Raw genomic sequence first — 18,315 nt, forward strand, 5'->3', positions numbered from 1 at the left:
GCAAAACGTGTCGCAGATTGATCTTTGATTGCGACCAGAGTCGTAACTATGCTCAGACTAAGCGTTAGAATCCAACAAAAAAGCACTCTTCTGATTCGAAGAGTGCTTCCCTTTATTTAGAACGAAACACGTCTGCACTTCGTTCATATTCAACATCCGTTTCACCGAGCCGATGATTGACGATACGTGCGGCTGCAAACAAATAGTCAGAAAGACGGTTCACATATGTGAGCGTAACTGCTGGAATCTCCTCCTGCTTCGCCAGCGTCACAATATGCCGCTCTGCTCTTCTGACGACTGTCCGCGCTACATGCAAGAAAGCAGCGCCTTCCTGGCCACCCGGTAAAATAAACTTGGTAAGCGGTGAGGCTTCCTCTACATACACATCCATTCTTTGCTCAAGGAATGCCACCGATTTTTCTGTTAATTTGCCTTCTTTACGCGGCTTCAATGCTGCCAAATCGCCGCCGCAGTCAAAAAGCTCATGCTGAATGACGATCAGCTCTGACAAGATATCTTGAAACAATTCGCCATGCTGCCGTAAATTTGCATGCGCAAGTCCAATGAAGCTATTCGCCTCATCTAACGTACCGTACGCTTCTACTCTCATGTCATCTTTATCGGCTCTTCCACCAATCAAGCCTGTTTGGCCTTGATCCCCGGTTTTTGTATAAAGTTTCATCGGTTTTCCCCCTGTCTATCGCTTTGTCCTCTTAGTATACCCTGAAGTGAATAGGATGTATTTGTTTTACTGAAACACTGTGATTTTCATGTTCTGTCGATTTGAATACGAAACGCAAAAAAGTGAACGAGTCCGTTCACTTTTTAATTGCATCCAATGTATGTAGAAGACGGTGCACTTTTTTTCGTAATCTTACGTGTAAAATAACATCAGGTTCCTTCTCTATGGCATTGGCAGAAGCGATACAAAGATGATGGATGGGGATGCTCGTCTCTTGTTGAATGATCTGCATAAGCTGACTCATCAGCTGAATAGACGCTCCATCTGATAAAGACCCTTTCAGCACAAGCCAAACGGTCAGCTTTTCTTGCTGACGCATCCCGTAAAGAACTATATCCTCTTCATTGTCTTCTGCGGCGTATTGCTTTGGTCCATCAGATTGGCGGAGAAACAAGCTGCCTTCACAACCATCTAGCATTTCATGAAGAGTTTCAGTTCCCGTTCCGAGTGATCTTTTCCAAAAGAAGCCTCCGCTTTTCTCATGTGAAGAAAGTATGCGAAGCGGCTGTTTGATGGAAAACGTCATTCCTTTTGAGCCATGTGTTCTCCAGCCATCCGCTAACTTCACACTTGATGCTTTAGAAGTGGCAGCAGGCTCAATCATCAGCTGTGGGTTTGCTCGCAGTGGATGCTGGAGCGGTGTAACATTCGTTTCATACACACGGTTGATCCGCTCTGTCGTCAAGACGTGATGCGGCTGTCCTAACATTTCAGCCTTTCCTTCATGAATCAGCAGCAGCCGATCGCAATACAGACTGGCGATGTTTACATCATGAAACACACCGACCACCGTTAATCTAGAGGAAGTGGTCTCTTCTTTAATTAAATCAAGCAATTCTTTTTGATAGGCTAAATCAAGAAAACTTGTTGGTTCATCCAGCAATAAATATTCAGGCTGCTGAGCTAATGCCTGAGCCAAATACACGCGCTGCTGTTCTCCCCCGCTTAACTCATGGATAGATTGATCCTTAAATTGAGCAACATCCGTTTGTTCCATCACTCTGCTTACGACCTGCACATCTTCTTTCGTGACAGATTGCAGCCATCCTTTTTGATAAGGATAACGCCCAAATTGAACAGTTTCTTCGACTGTAAATGAGAAGGCCTGCTCGGTTTTCTGCGGTAAAACAGCTAGTTTTTGTGCAAGCGTTTTCGGCCGGTAGGATTGAACCAGATGACCGCTTAGGCGTACTTGACCGCTCTCTGGTGCTAAAATACCTGCTATCATTTTGAGCAAGGTCGTCTTGCCGCTCCCATTTGGTCCAAGTATACCGAGAAATTCTCCTTGCTTCACCTCAAAACTGATGCCACGAATGACCTCTTTCTCACCATACCCACCTTTAACTTCCTTCACTTGAATCATAGATGCGTTCCTCCTCTATATCTGCGAATGAGGATGATGCCAAATACAGGTGCACCAATTAACGCAGTAATGATGCCAATAGGCAATTCAGTCGGCTCAATGATGGTACGGGATAACACATCTGCTAAAACGAGAAAGGAAGCGCCGTTCAGCATAGACAAAGGCAGCAGATGCCGGTGATCCGTGATGGCTAAAAGACGGATAAAATGCGGGATCACAAGTCCCACAAATCCGATCGTTCCTGATACCGCTACCGCACTTCCAGTCAGAATCGAGCCAGCAAGCAGAACCATATATTTGCTCCTTTTCACGTGTACCCCTAATAGTTTTGCCTTTTCTTCGCCATACGTCATGACATTCAAATCTCGTCCCATCAACATGAGCGCAAAGGTACCAACGAGAAAGAAAGGGAGGAAAAGGGCAATATAACGCCAGCCCCTCATAGACACACTGCCAAGAAGCCAATGAATCATCTCTTTTAGATCATCACCCGTTAACGCAATCATTAATGAAATGAGCGCACCCAAAAAAGAGCTAAAAATCACACCTGTCAAGATTAAAGAGGAGATGCTCATCCCCCGATGAACAAGACGCGCAAAAAAGAGGACGAGACATAGTGTCACAAGCGCTGTTGTCATACTGAAAAAAGGCAGTGTGAAACTGCCAAGCAAAGGGAGCTGCAAGCTAAAAAATAGTGTCGCTACGGCCCCAACTGATGCCCCTTGAGATACCCCTAGCGTATAGGGGTCAGCGAGAGGATTTTTTAATAAACCTTGAAAGGCTGCACCAGATAACGCCAGCGCTGCTCCGACTAATGCCGCTAATATCACTCTCGGCAGCCGGATGTTCATCATAATATTGCGATCGATCGAATCAATGGTTCCGACCTGCACTCCGGATAGTTCATGAACAAATATATGAAGAATAGAAGGAATGGGAATCCTTAAACTGCCAAAGGAGATTCCCATTCCAATGCTCACCACAAGAAGTAAAGCACTTAATGTATATGCGATGATGAATTTATTTGAACGTGTCAGGATAAATGCTTTTCGCAAGAGCCTCGACTCCTTCAACCAATCGCGGTCCCGGTCTTGATGCGAGATCCGTATTCAATTGAAAGACTTGTTTTTCTTTGACTGCTTGAATCGCATTCCAACCATCTCTTTTCTTCAGATCAGCTAAGCTGGAACCATCAATTGTGACAATGACATCAGGATTTCGTTTGATAATCGATTCTTCCGTCATCTGTACCCAGCCTGTTTGGTCGCTCGCGGCATTTTTTGCATGAATGACAGAAAGCATTTCGTCCATAAATGTATGTTTACCTGTTGTATAGATTTCAGGAGCACCTGACACTTCAACAAAGACGTTTTTTTGTTTGTCTTTGGAAATGGCCTCTGCTTGTTTCTTAAGGTCATTCAATTTTGATTCCATCTCGTCTACAAGCTTCTTTGATGCTTCTTTCACGCCGGCTGCTTCGCCGATCATCTGAATCGACTTGTACACATCCTTGAAGGACGTTGCATCATTTACAGTCAGCACTTGAATACCTGCATCTTCAAGCTGTTTAAATCCATCTTTTGATCCCATCTGTGATGCATGTGCTAATACAAGGTCAGGCTTTAAGGAAATGACCTTCTCTACATTGAATTCAAGACCGCCAATCTTCTCTACCTTTTCGACTTCCTTTGGATAATTGTCAAAATCTGATCGTCCGACCATTTTATCGCCAAGGCCAAGTGCATAGGCAACCTCTGTATTACTTGGAATTAAAGAAACAATCCGTTTGGGCTGTTCTTTGATTTCGACTGTTTTGCCAGCTGCATCTTTAATCGATACAGGAAATGCCGCAGCCGCTGTTTCTTTATTTTGTGAACCCGTTGCTTTGTGATCTGTTTCAGCACCTGCACATCCTGCTAAAACACCTATCACAAGCAATAAAGATAGCCAAATGGCTGTTAACTTTTTCATGAATGAACCCCCTGATTTATGTACTGCTTGACGCAATCTCTTTCGTCAATTCTTTTCTAATTTCGGGAATATTATACTACAGTGCAGATAGGTTGTATATGTGATTTCCAAAAGCGTATTTTCTGTTCTTATAACAGAAAAACAGCCGTAAAAAAGGCTGTTTTAGATTGTTGACAAAGGGCTAAAATGATCTTTATTTTAGCCCTTTGTCTTCTTTTCAGCGTGATAGAAAACCTTTGCAGTCTAGGAAGGACGAGTACTGGAGCGGAGCGAATTTGACATTCGTGAGCACCGGCACGCAGGACTGACACCGAATGCGAGGGTTTGTCTACACGCTGAAAACAGCCGTAAAAAGGCTGTTTTCCCTTCTGCTATTGGTTGATTTGTTCCCCATTGATGACGACTTTCTGAAAAGAAGGGGCGACTGCATGCTCCAAAGAAAGTGGATACGTCACATCTTCTATCACACAATCTTTCATTTTGAAGTGTGTGACTGGGGAATGTGAGTACGCAGCTATTTTCACACCATATCGTCCGCCAATGCTTTTTAGCCCTTCTACTTCAATATGACGTACAACAGGACGGTGAGGACCAGCATCTCCTTCCTCATACATCATGTCGATACAGACAACTTCATGCTTTAAGCTTTTGACAGTATTGTTTTTAAAATAAATGTGCTCAATGGTACCGCCTCTAACAGAGTTGGTTTTGATGCGCAGTGCCCGATCGAGGTTTGGACTGTCCATGATATTATCCTCTGCGTATACATACCTGACTCCCCCAGAGATTTCACTCCCGATCGTCACTCCGCCATGTCCATCACGCATTTCATTTCTACGAATGACAATGTTTTCAGATGGGACCCCGATTCTCCGGCCGTCCTCGTTTCTGCCAGATTTAATGGCAATACAATCATCTCCATTATCAAAATAACAATCTTCAATGAGCACATTCCGGCAAGACTCTGGATTCACACCGTCTGTGTTTGGTCCATGCCCGATGATATTGACTCCGCGGACGATGACGTTTTCACTTAACACCGGATGAATTTGCCACATTGGTGAATCCTTTACTGTTACTCCTTCAATGAGAACATGTTGACATTGGTAGGGCTGTATAAAGCTCGATCTTAAATAATGGCCTTCTCCAAAAACTCTTTCCTCCACCGGTATTCTCTTTTCAGCCATTTCAAACAGAAGCTGACGGTCTCTATCCTGAGAGGGCTGACCATTCGTTCCATACTTCCAAGGCCACCAATGATGCTCATCACCTCTGCCATCCAGCGTTCCAGCTCCTGTGATGGCGATGTTTTCTGCGTGGTGAGCATAAATGAGCGGAGAATAATTATAAAGCTCAATCCCTTCATATCTTGTCAGTGCGAGCGGAAGGTAATCGCGTGGGTCTTGGCTGAATGTCACATAGGCGTTCTCATGCAGATGAAGCTCTACATTGCTTTTCAATTCAAGAGCACCTGTCACAAACGTTCCTTCAGGAATCAGCACACGCCCCCCTTTCAAACGATGCGCATCATCGATTGCAGACTGAATAGCATTTGTAGAAAGCTCTATCCCTTTTTCGTCTCCACCATAATGAATCACATTGAATTCACGATCGGGGAACATTGGCGCTTTTATCTGCTTTAACACATGATCCATACCATTTGCTTCTTTGTCTTTCTTCCCTTGCTTTGCTAAACGTGCGAGTCCGATTCCTGTTAGTACCGTACCTGCTGTGATATACATCAAATCCCGTTTTTTAGACACTTTCTCATCCCCCAGTCGCCTTAAAGTGTGACACCTGTTTTAAAAATGGCCAGCTCTCTAAAATTGTTTTTTTCATGATTTAATAGCTTTCCACTCGCCACATCAATAACCGTTGAAATGAATTTTTCTAGCACCACATCTTCTGGTACATCCTCAAGCAATTCCCCAGCATTAAAGTCAATCCAGTGTTTTTTTGTTTCATATAAAGAGGTATTGGTCGATACCTTCATCGTTGGAACAAATGTGCCAAACGGTGTCCCTCTGCCTGTTGTAAAGAGCACCAGCTGACAGCCAGACGCTGCAAGGGCGGATGAAGCAACCAGATCATTACCAGGCGCACTTAATAAATTCAGTCCCTTTCGTTTCAGCAGCTCTCCGTATTTCAATACATCTTTGATGTCAGAAGTACCTGCTTTTTGTGTACAGCCGAGAGATTTATCTTCTAATGTCGAAATTCCTCCTGCTTTATTTCCCGGGGAAGGATTTTCATATACTGGCTGTCGATGATCCAGAAAGTATTGTTTAAAACCATTGATCATTTGCACAATATTGTCGAATGTCTCTTCTGATTCCGCTCTCTCCATTAAGATCGTTTCAGCACCAAACATTTCGGGCACTTCTGTTAACACCGTCGTTCCGCCTTGGGCCACAATAAAATCGGACAGCCTGCCCAAAAGCGGATTTGCAGTAATACCGGAGAACCCATCTGATCCTCCGCACTTCAAGCCGATTTTCAGCTCAGATAACGGAATCTCTTCACGCTGATCATCTTTCGCCGCGTCATAAATGTCCTTGAGTAAAGCAACTCCCGTCTCAATTTCATCCCCTACTTCTTGGCTTCTTAAAAATTTCACCCTCGCACGGTCATACTCACCCAATGTCGATTGAAAATCCTCAATATCATTGTTTTCACAACCAAGACCTAGAACGAGTATCCCTCCAGCATTTGGATGCTTCACGGCATTTTGTAAAATGGTTTTTGTATTTTCATGATCATCTCCAAGCTGTGAGCATCCATAATTGTGCTTTAATACGAGAGCCGTTTCAAAAGGATGAATGTTTCCGCCCATTTCAGCAGTGAATATTTGAATGATTTGATCCGCGATGCCATTGACGCAGCCGACGGTTGGGACGATCCAAAGCTCATTGCGTATACCACTTTCGCCATTTTTTCGTTTATAGCCTTTAAAAGTAAGGTTTGTTTTTTTATAGGGGTTTTCTGTTAAAGAAGGCCGATATTCGTAATCGAGCTTGCCTGATAGATTGGTTTTAATGTTATGCGTATGCACCCATTCTCCGGCAGAAATTACATTCGTTGCATGACCAATCGGATAGCCATATTTGATGATATTCTCTCGTTGTTTGATATCAGCCAAAGCAAATTTATGACCTTTTGCGACGGTTTCTTTTAAGACAACTGTATGCCCTTGCTGCTTCAGCTTCTCACCTTGCTCAAGCACTTTTAAAGCGATACCTACATTATCTGAAGGGTGAATCACAATAAAGTCTTTCATGCCTTTTCCCCCTGAGTTTCATATTGATGATGCAGCATTCGGTGAACAGCTGCTCTCATCCCATGCTCCTGTATGAAGGTAAGCTGATCGGCTACTGCGCGGCTCAATCCTTCTATATCAGTTAAATCCCTTCCCCATAATTGCTCGTTAGAAAGAATGTGGACTGCAATCGTTTCATTGGAATGGTTCTCCCCTTCACAGGCTTCCTTCATCAATGTCATCACAGTCTCATCATCCTTTACCTTATCTGCGCTTGCTCCGTAAAAATAAATGAGACTGCTAAGTGAAAAGACGAGCTTCATTGGCAGCTGTTTCTTAAGCACGACATAATCAAGCAAGGACGGGAGAATACGTGTTTGAAATTTAGATACACCATTCAAAGCAATATCCAGTAATCGATGCTTCACAAATGGATTGCAAAAGCGGTCCCAAACAGATTGTGTATAAAGAAACAGCTCATCTTCAGGAAGCTCCAGCCCTGGCAGCACTTCCTCCTCCAGCATACGTCGGATGAACGGACCCACATGCTCATCTTCCACAGCCTCTTTTACGGTCTCTAAACCACAAGAATACGCAATCGGCACCATCGCTGTATGTGCTCCATTTAGAATGCGGACCTTGCTCATTCTGTAAGGCGCAATATCCTCTACAAAAAGCACATTTAGTCCTGCTTCTTGAAAGGGAAGCTCTTTTTGAACAAAGGCAGGAGCTTCAATAACAAACAGGTGATAATATTCTGCCGTGACAACCAATTCGTCTATATACCCTTCTTCCTTTTGTACGGCTTCAGCCGCTTCCTTAGAAAATCCAGGGACAATCCGATCAACAAGCGTATTACAGAACGTGTTGGCTTCCTTCAGCCAAGTAACAAAGGCAGGCGGAAGATCCCACTCAGCTGCCATGCCGATCACATATTCTTTTAATCGATCACCGTTGTGCTCGACCAATTCACAAGGCAGGATGATCAGCCCCTTGTGCTCATCTCCAGAAAACGCTTTAAATCGGTGATATAAGAAAGCCGTTAGCTTTCCTGGAAAACTTACCTGCGGTCGATCCTCCAAGCGATCCTCTTTTCTGAGCACAAGCCCTGCCTCTGTCGTATTTGAGAAAACGAAGCGTAGATCCGGGTTTTCAGCTACATGTAAAAAGCCTTCGTAATCGGTATACGTACTGATTCCTCTGCTAATCGATTGGATGACCATGCGTTCATTCATTTCTTTCTGGTCATGATAGCCTTGAATACATAAGGTGTACAAGCCATCTTGTTCATTTAAAGCTGCAACTGACCCTTTTCGAGGAGGAACAACAACGGCTCTTCCTTTAAAATTTGTGCAGTCGTTCAGCTTCTGGATGTGCCAATTGATAAATCCACGCATAAAATTCCCTTCACCGATTTGCAAAATCGTTTCCGGATACTCAGCCGCCGGGTATATGGCTTTCGATAATCGTTTCAAATGCTTTCCCCTCCCTGTATGTTTATGCACACGTGAACATTTCCCCCTAAAAAGATGCCGATTACTGCACCTTTTTGACTGAATCTCTGATCATCAGCTCTGTGTGTACATACACTTTTTCCATATGATCTTCTTCTTGCTCTTCACCGTTTATGACTGAAAGGATAGCCTCTGCTCCAAGTGCACACATTTTTTCAATCGGCTTTTTCACCGTTGTCAGTGCAGGCGTGGTATAGGATGAAAATGCAATATCATCAAAACCGATAATAGAGATATCTCCTGGACACGTTTTGCCTTTTGCATATAAAGCATTCATTGCACCAATGGCCATGTCATCGTTTGAGCAAAAAAGTGCTGTTGGCGGCTCATCAAGAGTCAGCAAGGCTTCCATTGATTCATAGCCGCTTTTCATATGATAGTCGCCTGTGATCATGTATTCTTTCTTCATTGGCACATGATGATCAATTAACGCTTGCAGAAAGCCAGCTTTTCTTTCCTGAGTCGATTTAAAGCCTTCTTTCCCTTCAATGATGGCGATTTGTTTATGCCCCTGGTGTATAAAATAGTGCGCTGCTTGGTATGCCCCTTGACTATCATCAGCTAATATATTCATCACTTCATTACTTTCCACACGGCGATTCAGCACAATGATGGGAATGCCCTGTTTCTTTACATGATGGATAAACGCTTCATCGTGCTCGCTTTGACTCATAAGCAAAATGCCATCATAGCGTTGTTTATGAATGGTTGTGTAATCGTGAAAGTCGTCGATTCCTCGTACAAACAGATTATAGTGTTCTGTCATGACACTATTAACGCCTTTTAACGCATCCACAAAAAAACTTGAGGATGTGCCTTCTGTTAAACTCGTAAAAAATAGACCGATTGTAAATGATTTTTGTGATACAAGGCCTCTGGCATGGACATTCGGTGAATAATTCAGCTGTTTTGCAATCGACAAAATCTTTTGTTTTGTCTTCTCTTTAATAAAAGGACTGTTATTCAAAGCCCTTGATACAGTGGTATGAGAGACATTTGCCAATTTTGCTATGTCTTTAATTGTGACTGTCATGCTATTCCGCCTTTTATGATTTTTTACCATCTTATCATAAAACCGCTTTCATTTTCCTGCCTTTTTCTTCACGTGATCTTGCTTTGATGCTGGAGCTGCTTTGCTCGGTCAAATTGAAAATACTGCTTGGCATTTTCATAGCTGATTCCTTTCACAATTCCCCCTAACAGCTCGAGATCATATGGGGCTTCTCCTTTTTCTACCCAATCTCCGATGATATCACAAAGCAGTCTTCGGAAATATTCATGTCTTGTATATGACAGAAAGCTTCGTGAATCTGTCAGCATACCAATGAAACGGCTGATCAGTCCAATACTGGAAAGAGCCATCATCTGCTCTGTCATTCCTTGCTTCGTATCATTAAACCACCAGGCTGTGCCGTGCTGCATCTTCCCAGGTGTCTTCCCATCTTGAAAGCTTCCAGCCAATGTTGAAATCACCACATTATCCCTAGGATTCAAGGAATAGAGGATGGTTTTCGGCAGTGCATGTTCTTGTTCTAAACGATCTAATATGCGGCAAAGCGGCTTTGCAATGTCCTCATCATTCATCGCATCATATCCCGTATCAGGTCCAAGCCGCTCAAACATTTTCGTATTGTTGTTTCTAAGCGCATTGATATGAAGCTGCATCGCCCAGTCCCGCTCACAGTATGCCTGACCTAGCTTAATGAATGTCTGTGTTTTAAATTTGATCTTCTCTTCTTCCGTCAATCGATGCCCAGACAGTCTTTTGTGAAAGATGATTTCGACTTCTTCCTCTGTCGTTTCTTCATACGTCATTTCATTGATGGCATGATCTGAGATCAAACAGCCCTGTTCATGGAAGAAATCAATTCTCACACGAAGCGCTTTTAAAAAGTCTTGATAGGATTGTATGGTGATAGCTGAAACCTCTGCCAGCTGATGAACATACTCGACAAACAGATCATTCGTTATATCGAGTGCCTTATCAGGCCGAAACCCTGGCAGCACTTGCACAGAGAATCCTTCTTCCCGCAATTTTTGATGATAGTGAAGCGAATCGACCGGATCATCTGTTGTCACAACCGTTTCAACATTCGATTTCACAATGAAGTCTCTCGCACCAAAACCCTCTCCCTGCAGCTTTTCATTTACTTTCTGCCAGATGATGCCTGCGTTCTCCTCATTCAAAAGTTCCTCTACATCAAAATATCGCCTCAGTTCTAGGTGAGTCCAGTGATAGAGCGGATTTCCAATGGTCATTGGAACGGTCTTTGCCCACGCTAAAAATTTCTCATGATCAGATGCATCTCCTGTTACGTGTGTTTCAGGAATGCCGTTTGCTCTCATGGCACGCCACTTATAATGATCTCCATAAAGCCATGCTTCGGTTATATTTTGGAATGTTTTATTTTCATAGATTTCTTTTGGACTTAAATGACAATGGTAATCTATAATCGGAAGGTCTTTTGCAAACTCATGGTACAGCTTTACCGCCGTTCGACTGTTCAGTAAAAACTGCTCATCTAAAAAGGCTTTCATGAAACTCCCCCATCTCTCTTATCGAATGAAAAATAATTTGTTCACGTTAACAATTTTATTGTAATCGTTTACAAAGTTGATTTCAATCCTAAAATAGGAAAAAACGATCTCCTTTAAAAAAGAAAATCGTTTTTTGGCTATTTTACAGGTGATGATTTTTTTAGGATAATCGCAATAGTTGTTCCTGCATCTAGTTCACTTTCAACTTGAATATCACCGTCATGCAGCAAGACGAGCTCTTTTGCAATCGCCAGCCCGAGTCCTGTTCCATTCGTTGGATCGTTCGTATTTGTCCCTCTGTAGTAGCGGTTAAATAAATGATCAACCGTTTCTTGTGCCATTCCGCATCCGTTGTCTTTCATTTCGATCCGAACTTCCTCATTTGTTTCCGATAAGGTAGCTGTAATATGAGTTCCTTTTTGGTTATGCTTGACTGCATTCGCTAGCAGGTTCTCAATCACTCGTCTGAACCAGGCTTTGTCGATCTCAAACATGACACCACCAGTTTGATCTTCAAAGGAGGATGGGTAATCTTCTGAAAATGAGCTTCTTGAAAACTCGTCCATAATGGATGCTAAGAATTCACCGAGCTCGACAGGTTTTCGATTAATAGGCAATGCGCCATTTTTCAGTCGATACGTGAGGTTTAAATCCTCAATCAAAGTCGACATATACTCTGATTTCTCACGGATGACCTGTCCCATTTCCATGACTTCTTCCTTGGACCATTGATATTGATTGGATTCAAGCATCAGTCCATAGCCGTAAATCGTACTAAGGGGCGTTTTCAAATCATGAGACAATCCTGCAATCCATTCTTCCCTTGTGGTTTGAATTTTTCTGCGGTTTGCTTCATTCTCTTTTAAGGTATTCGTGAGCTGATCCATTGTTTTGAGGATATCCTCAAACAACCGGTATTCCCGCTTAATACGGCCCTTTTTATTTTTACTAACTGGAATCCCTTTTCTGTTTGTTGGTTCCTGCAATTTATTTCTTGATAAAAAAATCAGCCAGCGAATAATGTGATAGATCGGCAGCCCATAGCGATACGAGTACCATAATGTCATGACAATAATAATAGTGAGTGCAAGACCTGCAATCAGGATGGTTGTATATTGATTTAAAGCATCTGTCTCTTTATCATACAGTTCGTCTGGGCTATATACTTTGTTTGGCACCGAAACGATCAAATATAGATTTTTATTCACTTTGATATAAGACAGGTCACTTCTAAACTCCCAAGGCTTCGATTGGTACTTGAGCAATTCAACATCCGTTACGTTATGTTTCAAATCGTTTTTGGCTCGAATGCCTTTTAAATATTTTCCTTCTTCATTGAACAGGTGCACCGATCCATTCATTCTTTTCAAGAATTCTTTCGTTTCAACCGAATATCGAGAAAGTGCAGCCAGATTTTTCTCATGCTGCTTCAGATAATTGGCTACCTTTATGCTGTTCGTTTTGAACCCATATAACACGATAAAGCTTTCTTGATCAATCTCAATTGGCCAGAAGTACATCTTGTAATCTTTAAATTGTCTTTTTTCAAAGATCTTGATCATTTCATCCTTTTGATAGGATGTTGGAATATTTTTAGGAAGGTGATAGCTATACACGCTATGTTTTTTTGAATCAATCACTTGCAGCCAGCCATCACGTTTTTTCACTGCTTGTTTGAGTTGGTCTTCAGCTTCCATTTTGCCATCCTCGTTAAAATAAAGCCAGCTCATGAGTGTATCACCATCAGCCTTTGTTAAACCAGTTTCGGCCATATTCTCATAGTGTTTTTTATAATATAGGTTCTCAGAGAACGTATTCCCGATCAGCAGAATCGCAATGACGATAAACATTTGCCCGACAAAGTGAAAGAAAAGTTTTGTTCGTAAATTCATGAATTAATTAAGAACCTTCACAGGATGCGGAATAAATTTATATCCCATACCACGGATGGTCACAATATATTCGGGCTGACTCGGATCTAATTCAATCTTTTCTCTCAGCTTTCGAATATGAACCATGACGGTGTTGTTATCACCATATGATGGAACGCCCCATACTTTCTCATAAATTTGATCTTTTGAAAGAACCACATTCGGATGATCACAAAAGTACTTCAGCAAGGACAGAAGCTGAGCAGAGCATGCCGTCACCTCTCCTCTCACTTTCAGTTCGGCTGCATGAGGATGATAGGAGAAATGGGCATATTCATACTGGCTTTGAGCCTCTTCTTGCTCCTCCTGTAAGGAGATATATGTTCGGTTTAAGTGGGCCTTAATTCTAGCCACTAGCTCTAACGGGTTAAATGGCTTTGTGATGTAATCGTCTGCACCTTGCGCAAAGCCTGTCAGCTTATCTACATCAGACGTTCTTGCAGTTAAATAGAAAATGGGCGCTTTCGTATATTTTCTCATTTCAGGAAGAACGTCAAAGCCAGATTTACCGGGCATCATCACATCTAGAAGTAAGAGGTGGATGTCCTCGTTTTTGACAACATCTAATGCTTCATCTGCATGGTAGGCTTTATAGATATGTTGAAATCCTTCTTTTTTTAATACGCGTTCAACCATTTTCACAATTGCTTCTTCGTCATCTGCAATCAATATTTTTGCTGTTTCCACGCATCTCTTTCCTTTCCAGCTATGATCTCTAACCGTATATTACCATTGTCTAAAGTAAAAAAGTACCTCTTTTCTGCATAAAAGCGAAAAAATATCAACTGGAGAAAATGGAAGCATTAGGTATTTTCAGGGGACGCAAAAAAACTCGGTAGTCATACCGAGTTCCTTGTCCATCTATTATCCATTCACAGCTTCTAGCTTTCTTTCATGATTCATTAAGTCATATGTTAAACAGATCGGCTTATTTGTTCTAGGATCAAGAACAATTTCTGCATCAATGTGGAACACCTGACCGAGTACCTCTTTGGTCATGACCTCATGAGGCGTACCGTCTTTTATGACTTTTCCTTGATTGAGGGCAATCATGTAATGTGAAAAGCGCGCTGCATGATTCAAATCATGAATGACCATCAGCACAGTTCGGCCCTGCTCTCTGTTTAAGCGTTCTAATAGCTGAAGAATCTCAAGCTGATGCGCAAGATCTAAATACGTCGTAGGTTCATCTAATAGGAGCAGCTCTGTTTCCTGAGCAAGTGCCATCGCAATCCACACTCGCTGACGCTGTCCACCGGAGAGTGCTTCAATTGGCCGGTCATGAAAAGCGATCATCCCAGTTTCCTCAAGCGCCCATCTGATGATTCGTTTATCTTCATTTGATAAGCGTCCAAATCCATTTTGATGTGGGAAACGTCCATATGACACAAGCTCATAGACTGTCAGCCCGCTTGGAGCTTCTGGAGACTGCGGTAAGATCGCCATTTGTTTTGAAATTTCTTTTGTTGGCGTTTGATGGATGGCCTGGCCATTTAAGTAAACAGCTCCTTGATTGGATTTCATGATACGGGACATTGTTTTTAAAATCGTTGATTTCCCGCACCCATTCGGTCCAATCAATGTGGTCACCTTGCCTTTTGGGATACTGATATTTAAATCGTCTACAATCAAACGGTCATTATAGCCAATACAAAGCTTTTCTGTTTCGAGCGATTTCATATGTTGTACTCTCCTTCCTCATTAGTTCGTTTTCATCAATAAATAAATGAAGTAAGGTGCGCCTAAAGCAGAAACGACAAGACCAACTGGCACCTCTGATGGTGCCAGTATGACGCGGCCAAGTGTGTCTGCCAGTAATAATAGCAGCGCACCAATCATAGCGGAGGCTGGTATCATTCCTTGATGCTTCGGTCCAACAAGCTTTCTCGCCAAGTGCGGGGCAGCTAACCCCAAGAAAGAAATACTTCCTGCAACAGCGACACTAGCACCTGCTAATGCAACGGCAATCAGCATGAGAAAGCTTCTTTCTTTATGAACCGAAATCCCTAAGCCGTAGGAAAGCTGGTCACCCAAATTCATGATATTTAAGTAGCGTGCTCTTACAACTGCTAATACAAGGAAAATCAGCATCCACGGCAGGACAGACAGGACATACGTCCAGCTTGAGCCCCAAATGCTTCCGGATAACCACACAATCGCTTGGTTAAAATCATTTGGGCTCATTTTTAATTGAATCACCACAATTGCTGCTGAAAATGCAGCATTGACGCCAATACCAGTTAAGATCAAACGAACAGGTGTGATGCCCTTTTTCCACGCTAACACATAGATGAGAAATGCAGCAAAGCCTGCACCTACAAAAGCGAAGAGCGGCAGTACAAAAATCGTAAAATCACCTAAGTTCGACATAGAGCCTTGAAATGCAAAAATAAACAAAACAACTGCAAAGCCTGCGCCCGCATTGACACCAAGAATACCGGGATCGGCTAAACCGTTTTGAGAAACACCTTGCCAAATCGCTCCTGATACAGCAATAGAAGCGCCAACAAGTAAAGCGATGACCATTCTTGGAAGTCTGAACTCGAATAATACAAGCTCATCCATTTCACTTCCGAATCCAAAAAATGTTTTCAATGTCTCCATCGGAGAAATACGAATTTCTCCAGTATTTAAACTAATAAGGAACACAGCGACGATCGCCAAAAAGATCATGAGCATCGTTCGTTTGTATTTCTTTTTCTTTGCCTGCTGCACCATTTCCATCTAAATCCCGCTCCTTTCACGTCTAGCTAAATATAAGAAGAAAGGAACGCCTATAATCGCAGTAATGGCTCCGACTGGCGTTTCAAATGGGGCATTGACCAGCCTTGCAGCAATGTCTGCATAAATTAACAGAACAGCCCCTAAAATAGCTGAGCATGGGATAATCCATCGATAGTCAACTCCGACCAAGAAACGAGTGACATGAGGAATGACAAGCCCGATAAAACCAATAGAACCTGCCACCGACACGGCAGCACCTGTTAAAAGAATGACGACCAATATTCCAAGTACCTTGACAGTTTTCGTGTACTGCCCAAGTCCTTTTGCCAATTCATCGCCTAAGCTGAGAACAGTGATCGAGCGGGCAAGAACCATCGCGATCATGAGTCCTGCAATCGCAACCGGAATAATGATGTGAATATTGCTCCAATTCACACCTGCCACGCCGCCAGCATACCAAAAGCTCATGTCTTGAGCGACATCAAACCGGATGGCGATTGCTGAGGAGATGGAGCTTAAAAGTGCCCCAACAGCCGTACCAGCTAATGCGAGCTTTACTGGGGTCAATCCACCTTTTGAAAGAGTACCGACACCAAACACAATAGAGGCACCGAGTGCTGCACCAACAAATGACCAAAGAATTAATGTAAAAGAAGATTGCCCTGGGAAAAAAGCAAACGCAATGGCAATCGCAAATGCAGAGCCATTTGTCACGCCCATAATTTCAGGAGACGCAAGCGCATTTCTTGTCATGCCTTGCATAATGGCCCCCGATACGGCTAAAAAGGAACCGACGAGTGCAGCTCCAACTGTACGAGGCAACCTTAATTCCCGGATGATTTGATGTGAAGTTTGTTGTGGATCAAAATGAAAGACGGCTTCCCATACAGTGTGCAAATGAATGTTCGCCGCTCCTAGTGATACCGATAAAAAAAGACCAAATACTAAAGCGATGATTCCTATGGTGATAACAGCTGCTGTTCCAAAGGGCTTCGTGACAATATCAATCGCATCGTCTTTGGCTGGCAGCTGTTTATTCGATTGTGAGCCCAAAACCAGTCTCTTCCTTTCCGTTCATATCTATTCCTTATTAGTGATAATGATTATCAATCTCGAAGTCTAGTATATCACTTTCTTTTCTTTTTGAAATCATTGTTCTGATCATTTTCTTTATTTCCACCAAAAAAACCAGGAGAATTTCACTATTTTCATTTAGGTTCTAAAATAGCCGATGCATTTTTGTTCCCATCATGTTACGATATAATTGATATTGATAATCATTATCAAAAATGTTCGAATGGGAGAGAACCTTTGTGAAAAAACGAACTGGATTTCTTTTGATTTCCTTAACCATCCTCATGCTTTTTACAGCTGCTTGCGGCAGCACTTCAAATAAAAAATCTGGTGCCAAAAAGAATGACACGATCACCTATCAAGATGCAAAAGGTGAGGTCAAACTCCCTCAAGATCCGAAACGAATTGTGCTCCTTGCAGAAAGCTACTACGGAGACCTCGTTACACTTGGCAAGACCCCGATGGCTGCAACTGCGCCCATCTTCAAAAACCCTTTCTATCAAGGAAAAACGGAAGGGGTTAAAAATCTTGGAACGACTCCCTCTGTCGAAAAAGTAGCAGCTTTGAAGCCAGATATGATTATTGCTTGGGGAGAAGATGAGAAATTTGATCAATACAAAAAAATCGCTCCAACCGTTGCGATTAAATACAATCAATATTCTTTTAAAGATCAGCTAAAAGAATTCGGTAAAATGACAGGCACATCGAAAAAAGCAGCAGATTGGATCACAAAATGGGATGCCAAAATCGCTGAAGTGAAACCAAAAGTAACAAAAGCTGTCGGAAACAAAACGGTTTCTATCGTATCGCCATTTGATAAAGGCATTTATATTTTCGGAAACACATTTGCACGCGGCGGTGAAATCATTTATGACGAGTTGAAATTAAAAGCACCGAAGGCAGTCAAAAAAGAAGCCATCGATAGCGGCGTAGGCTATGCAAATATTTCTCTTGAGAAACTTCCAGAATTCGCAGGCGACTATATTTTCACCAGTCCGTGGAGCGGCTCTAAAAGTAATGGAGAGCAAGTGTATAAAAGCAGCATCTGGACATCACTTCCTGCTGTTCAAAACAAACATGTATTTGAAATAGACCCCGTCGGTTACTTCTTTAATGACCCAGTGTCACTAGAAGGACAGCTCGAGTTTATTGTGGACCGATTAACCTCTGCATCATAAAAAAACGTTTCTCCATTTTTGGAG

At 42.5% G+C, this 18,315-nt stretch carries 15 protein-coding genes; 1 reads left to right on the top strand and 14 read right to left on the bottom strand.

The features are described from left to right. Positions 1-112: 112 nt before the first annotated feature. The 14 genes from NPA43_RS14920 to NPA43_RS14985 all read right to left on the bottom strand — a co-directional run bounded on the left by NPA43_RS14920 (position 113) and on the right by NPA43_RS14985 (position 17,092). The gene (locus NPA43_RS14920) at positions 113-682 is read right to left on the bottom strand and encodes a cob(I)yrinic acid a,c-diamide adenosyltransferase (protein WP_230030754.1); all 570 of its coding nucleotides are present in this window, start codon (positions 680-682) and stop codon (positions 113-115) included. A 136-nt stretch (positions 683-818) separates the two neighbouring features. Continuing rightward, on the bottom strand, positions 819-2,105 hold the full coding sequence (locus NPA43_RS14925) for a heme ABC transporter ATP-binding protein (protein WP_256499008.1): 1,287 nt from the start codon (positions 2,103-2,105) through the stop codon (positions 819-821). After that, positions 2,102-3,160, bottom strand: coding sequence for a FecCD family ABC transporter permease (locus NPA43_RS14930; RefSeq protein WP_099726979.1), 1,059 nt, complete (start codon positions 3,158-3,160; stop codon positions 2,102-2,104). The genes NPA43_RS14925 and NPA43_RS14930 overlap by 4 nt, the downstream gene beginning before the upstream one ends. Continuing rightward, positions 3,126-4,076, bottom strand: a complete 951-nt coding sequence (locus tag NPA43_RS14935; RefSeq protein WP_099726978.1) for an ABC transporter substrate-binding protein — start codon at positions 4,074-4,076, stop codon at positions 3,126-3,128. The genes NPA43_RS14930 and NPA43_RS14935 overlap by 35 nt, the downstream gene beginning before the upstream one ends. A 371-nt stretch (positions 4,077-4,447) precedes the next feature. Then, positions 4,448-5,839: a glycoside hydrolase family 28 protein gene (locus NPA43_RS14940; protein WP_099728486.1), complete on the bottom strand. Its 1,392-nt coding sequence runs from the start codon at positions 5,837-5,839 to the stop codon at positions 4,448-4,450. Between the two features lie 20 nt (positions 5,840-5,859). Further along, the gene (locus NPA43_RS14945) at positions 5,860-7,353 is read right to left on the bottom strand and encodes a UxaA family hydrolase (RefSeq protein ID WP_230030750.1); all 1,494 of its coding nucleotides are present in this window, start codon (positions 7,351-7,353) and stop codon (positions 5,860-5,862) included. Continuing rightward, positions 7,350-8,807, bottom strand: a complete 1,458-nt coding sequence (locus NPA43_RS14950) for a tagaturonate reductase (RefSeq protein ID WP_256499009.1) — start codon at positions 8,805-8,807, stop codon at positions 7,350-7,352. Before NPA43_RS14950 ends, NPA43_RS14945 begins: the two co-directional genes overlap by 4 nt. 61 nt (positions 8,808-8,868) lie before the next feature. Beyond that, entirely contained in the window at positions 8,869-9,879 is a 1,011-nt protein-coding gene (locus NPA43_RS14955; RefSeq protein WP_099728489.1) for a LacI family DNA-binding transcriptional regulator, read from the bottom strand. Between the two features lie 68 nt (positions 9,880-9,947). Next, entirely contained in the window at positions 9,948-11,384 is a 1,437-nt protein-coding gene (uxaC, locus tag NPA43_RS14960) for a glucuronate isomerase (RefSeq protein ID WP_256499011.1), read from the bottom strand. 137 nt (positions 11,385-11,521) lie between these two features. After that, a complete protein-coding gene (locus NPA43_RS14965) occupies positions 11,522-13,276 on the bottom strand; it encodes a HAMP domain-containing sensor histidine kinase (RefSeq protein WP_099728491.1) in 1,755 nt (584 codons plus the stop codon). A gap of 3 nt (positions 13,277-13,279) precedes the next feature. Further along, on the bottom strand, positions 13,280-14,002 hold the full coding sequence (locus tag NPA43_RS14970; RefSeq protein ID WP_099728492.1) for a response regulator transcription factor: 723 nt from the start codon (positions 14,000-14,002) through the stop codon (positions 13,280-13,282). Positions 14,003-14,179: 177 nt separating this feature from the next. Beyond that, complete coding sequence (locus NPA43_RS14975) at positions 14,180-14,995, bottom strand: ABC transporter ATP-binding protein (RefSeq protein ID WP_099728493.1); 816 nt, start codon at positions 14,993-14,995, stop codon at positions 14,180-14,182. 21 nt (positions 14,996-15,016) lie between these two features. After that, entirely contained in the window at positions 15,017-16,039 is a 1,023-nt protein-coding gene (locus NPA43_RS14980) for a FecCD family ABC transporter permease (RefSeq protein ID WP_099728494.1), read from the bottom strand. Continuing rightward, positions 16,040-17,092, bottom strand: a complete 1,053-nt coding sequence (locus NPA43_RS14985) for a FecCD family ABC transporter permease (protein ID WP_099728495.1) — start codon at positions 17,090-17,092, stop codon at positions 16,040-16,042. 260 nt (positions 17,093-17,352) lie between these two features. Here NPA43_RS14985 and NPA43_RS14990 point away from each other — a divergent pair, with 260 nt between their 5' ends. Beyond that, complete coding sequence (locus NPA43_RS14990; RefSeq protein ID WP_230030747.1) at positions 17,353-18,291, top strand: iron-hydroxamate ABC transporter substrate-binding protein; 939 nt, start codon at positions 17,353-17,355, stop codon at positions 18,289-18,291. Positions 18,292-18,315: the final 24 nt, after the last annotated feature.

It is taken from the genome of Bacillus pumilus (assembly GCF_024498355.1).
Lineage (GTDB): Bacteria > Bacillota > Bacilli > Bacillales > Bacillaceae > Bacillus > Bacillus pumilus_P.

Coding starts and splice junctions, on each gene's coding strand:
- NPA43_RS14980 (WP_099728494.1), bottom strand. CDS start 16,039: ATGGAAATGGTGCAGCAGGCAAAGAAAAAGAAATACAAACGAACGATG.
- NPA43_RS14925 (WP_256499008.1), bottom strand. CDS start 2,105: ATGATTCAAGTGAAGGAAGTTAAAGGTGGGTATGGTGAGAAAGAGGTC.
- uxaC (WP_256499011.1), bottom strand. CDS start 11,384: ATGAAAGCCTTTTTAGATGAGCAGTTTTTACTGAACAGTCGAACGGCG.
- NPA43_RS14935 (WP_099726978.1), bottom strand. CDS start 4,076: ATGAAAAAGTTAACAGCCATTTGGCTATCTTTATTGCTTGTGATAGGT.
- NPA43_RS14965 (WP_099728491.1), bottom strand. CDS start 13,276: ATGAATTTACGAACAAAACTTTTCTTTCACTTTGTCGGGCAAATGTTT.
- NPA43_RS14945 (WP_230030750.1), bottom strand. CDS start 7,353: ATGAAAGACTTTATTGTGATTCACCCTTCAGATAATGTAGGTATCGCT.
- NPA43_RS14920 (WP_230030754.1), bottom strand. CDS start 682: ATGAAACTTTATACAAAAACCGGGGATCAAGGCCAAACAGGCTTGATT.
- NPA43_RS14975 (WP_099728493.1), bottom strand. CDS start 14,995: ATGAAATCGCTCGAAACAGAAAAGCTTTGTATTGGCTATAATGACCGT.
- NPA43_RS14955 (WP_099728489.1), bottom strand. CDS start 9,879: ATGACAGTCACAATTAAAGACATAGCAAAATTGGCAAATGTCTCTCAT.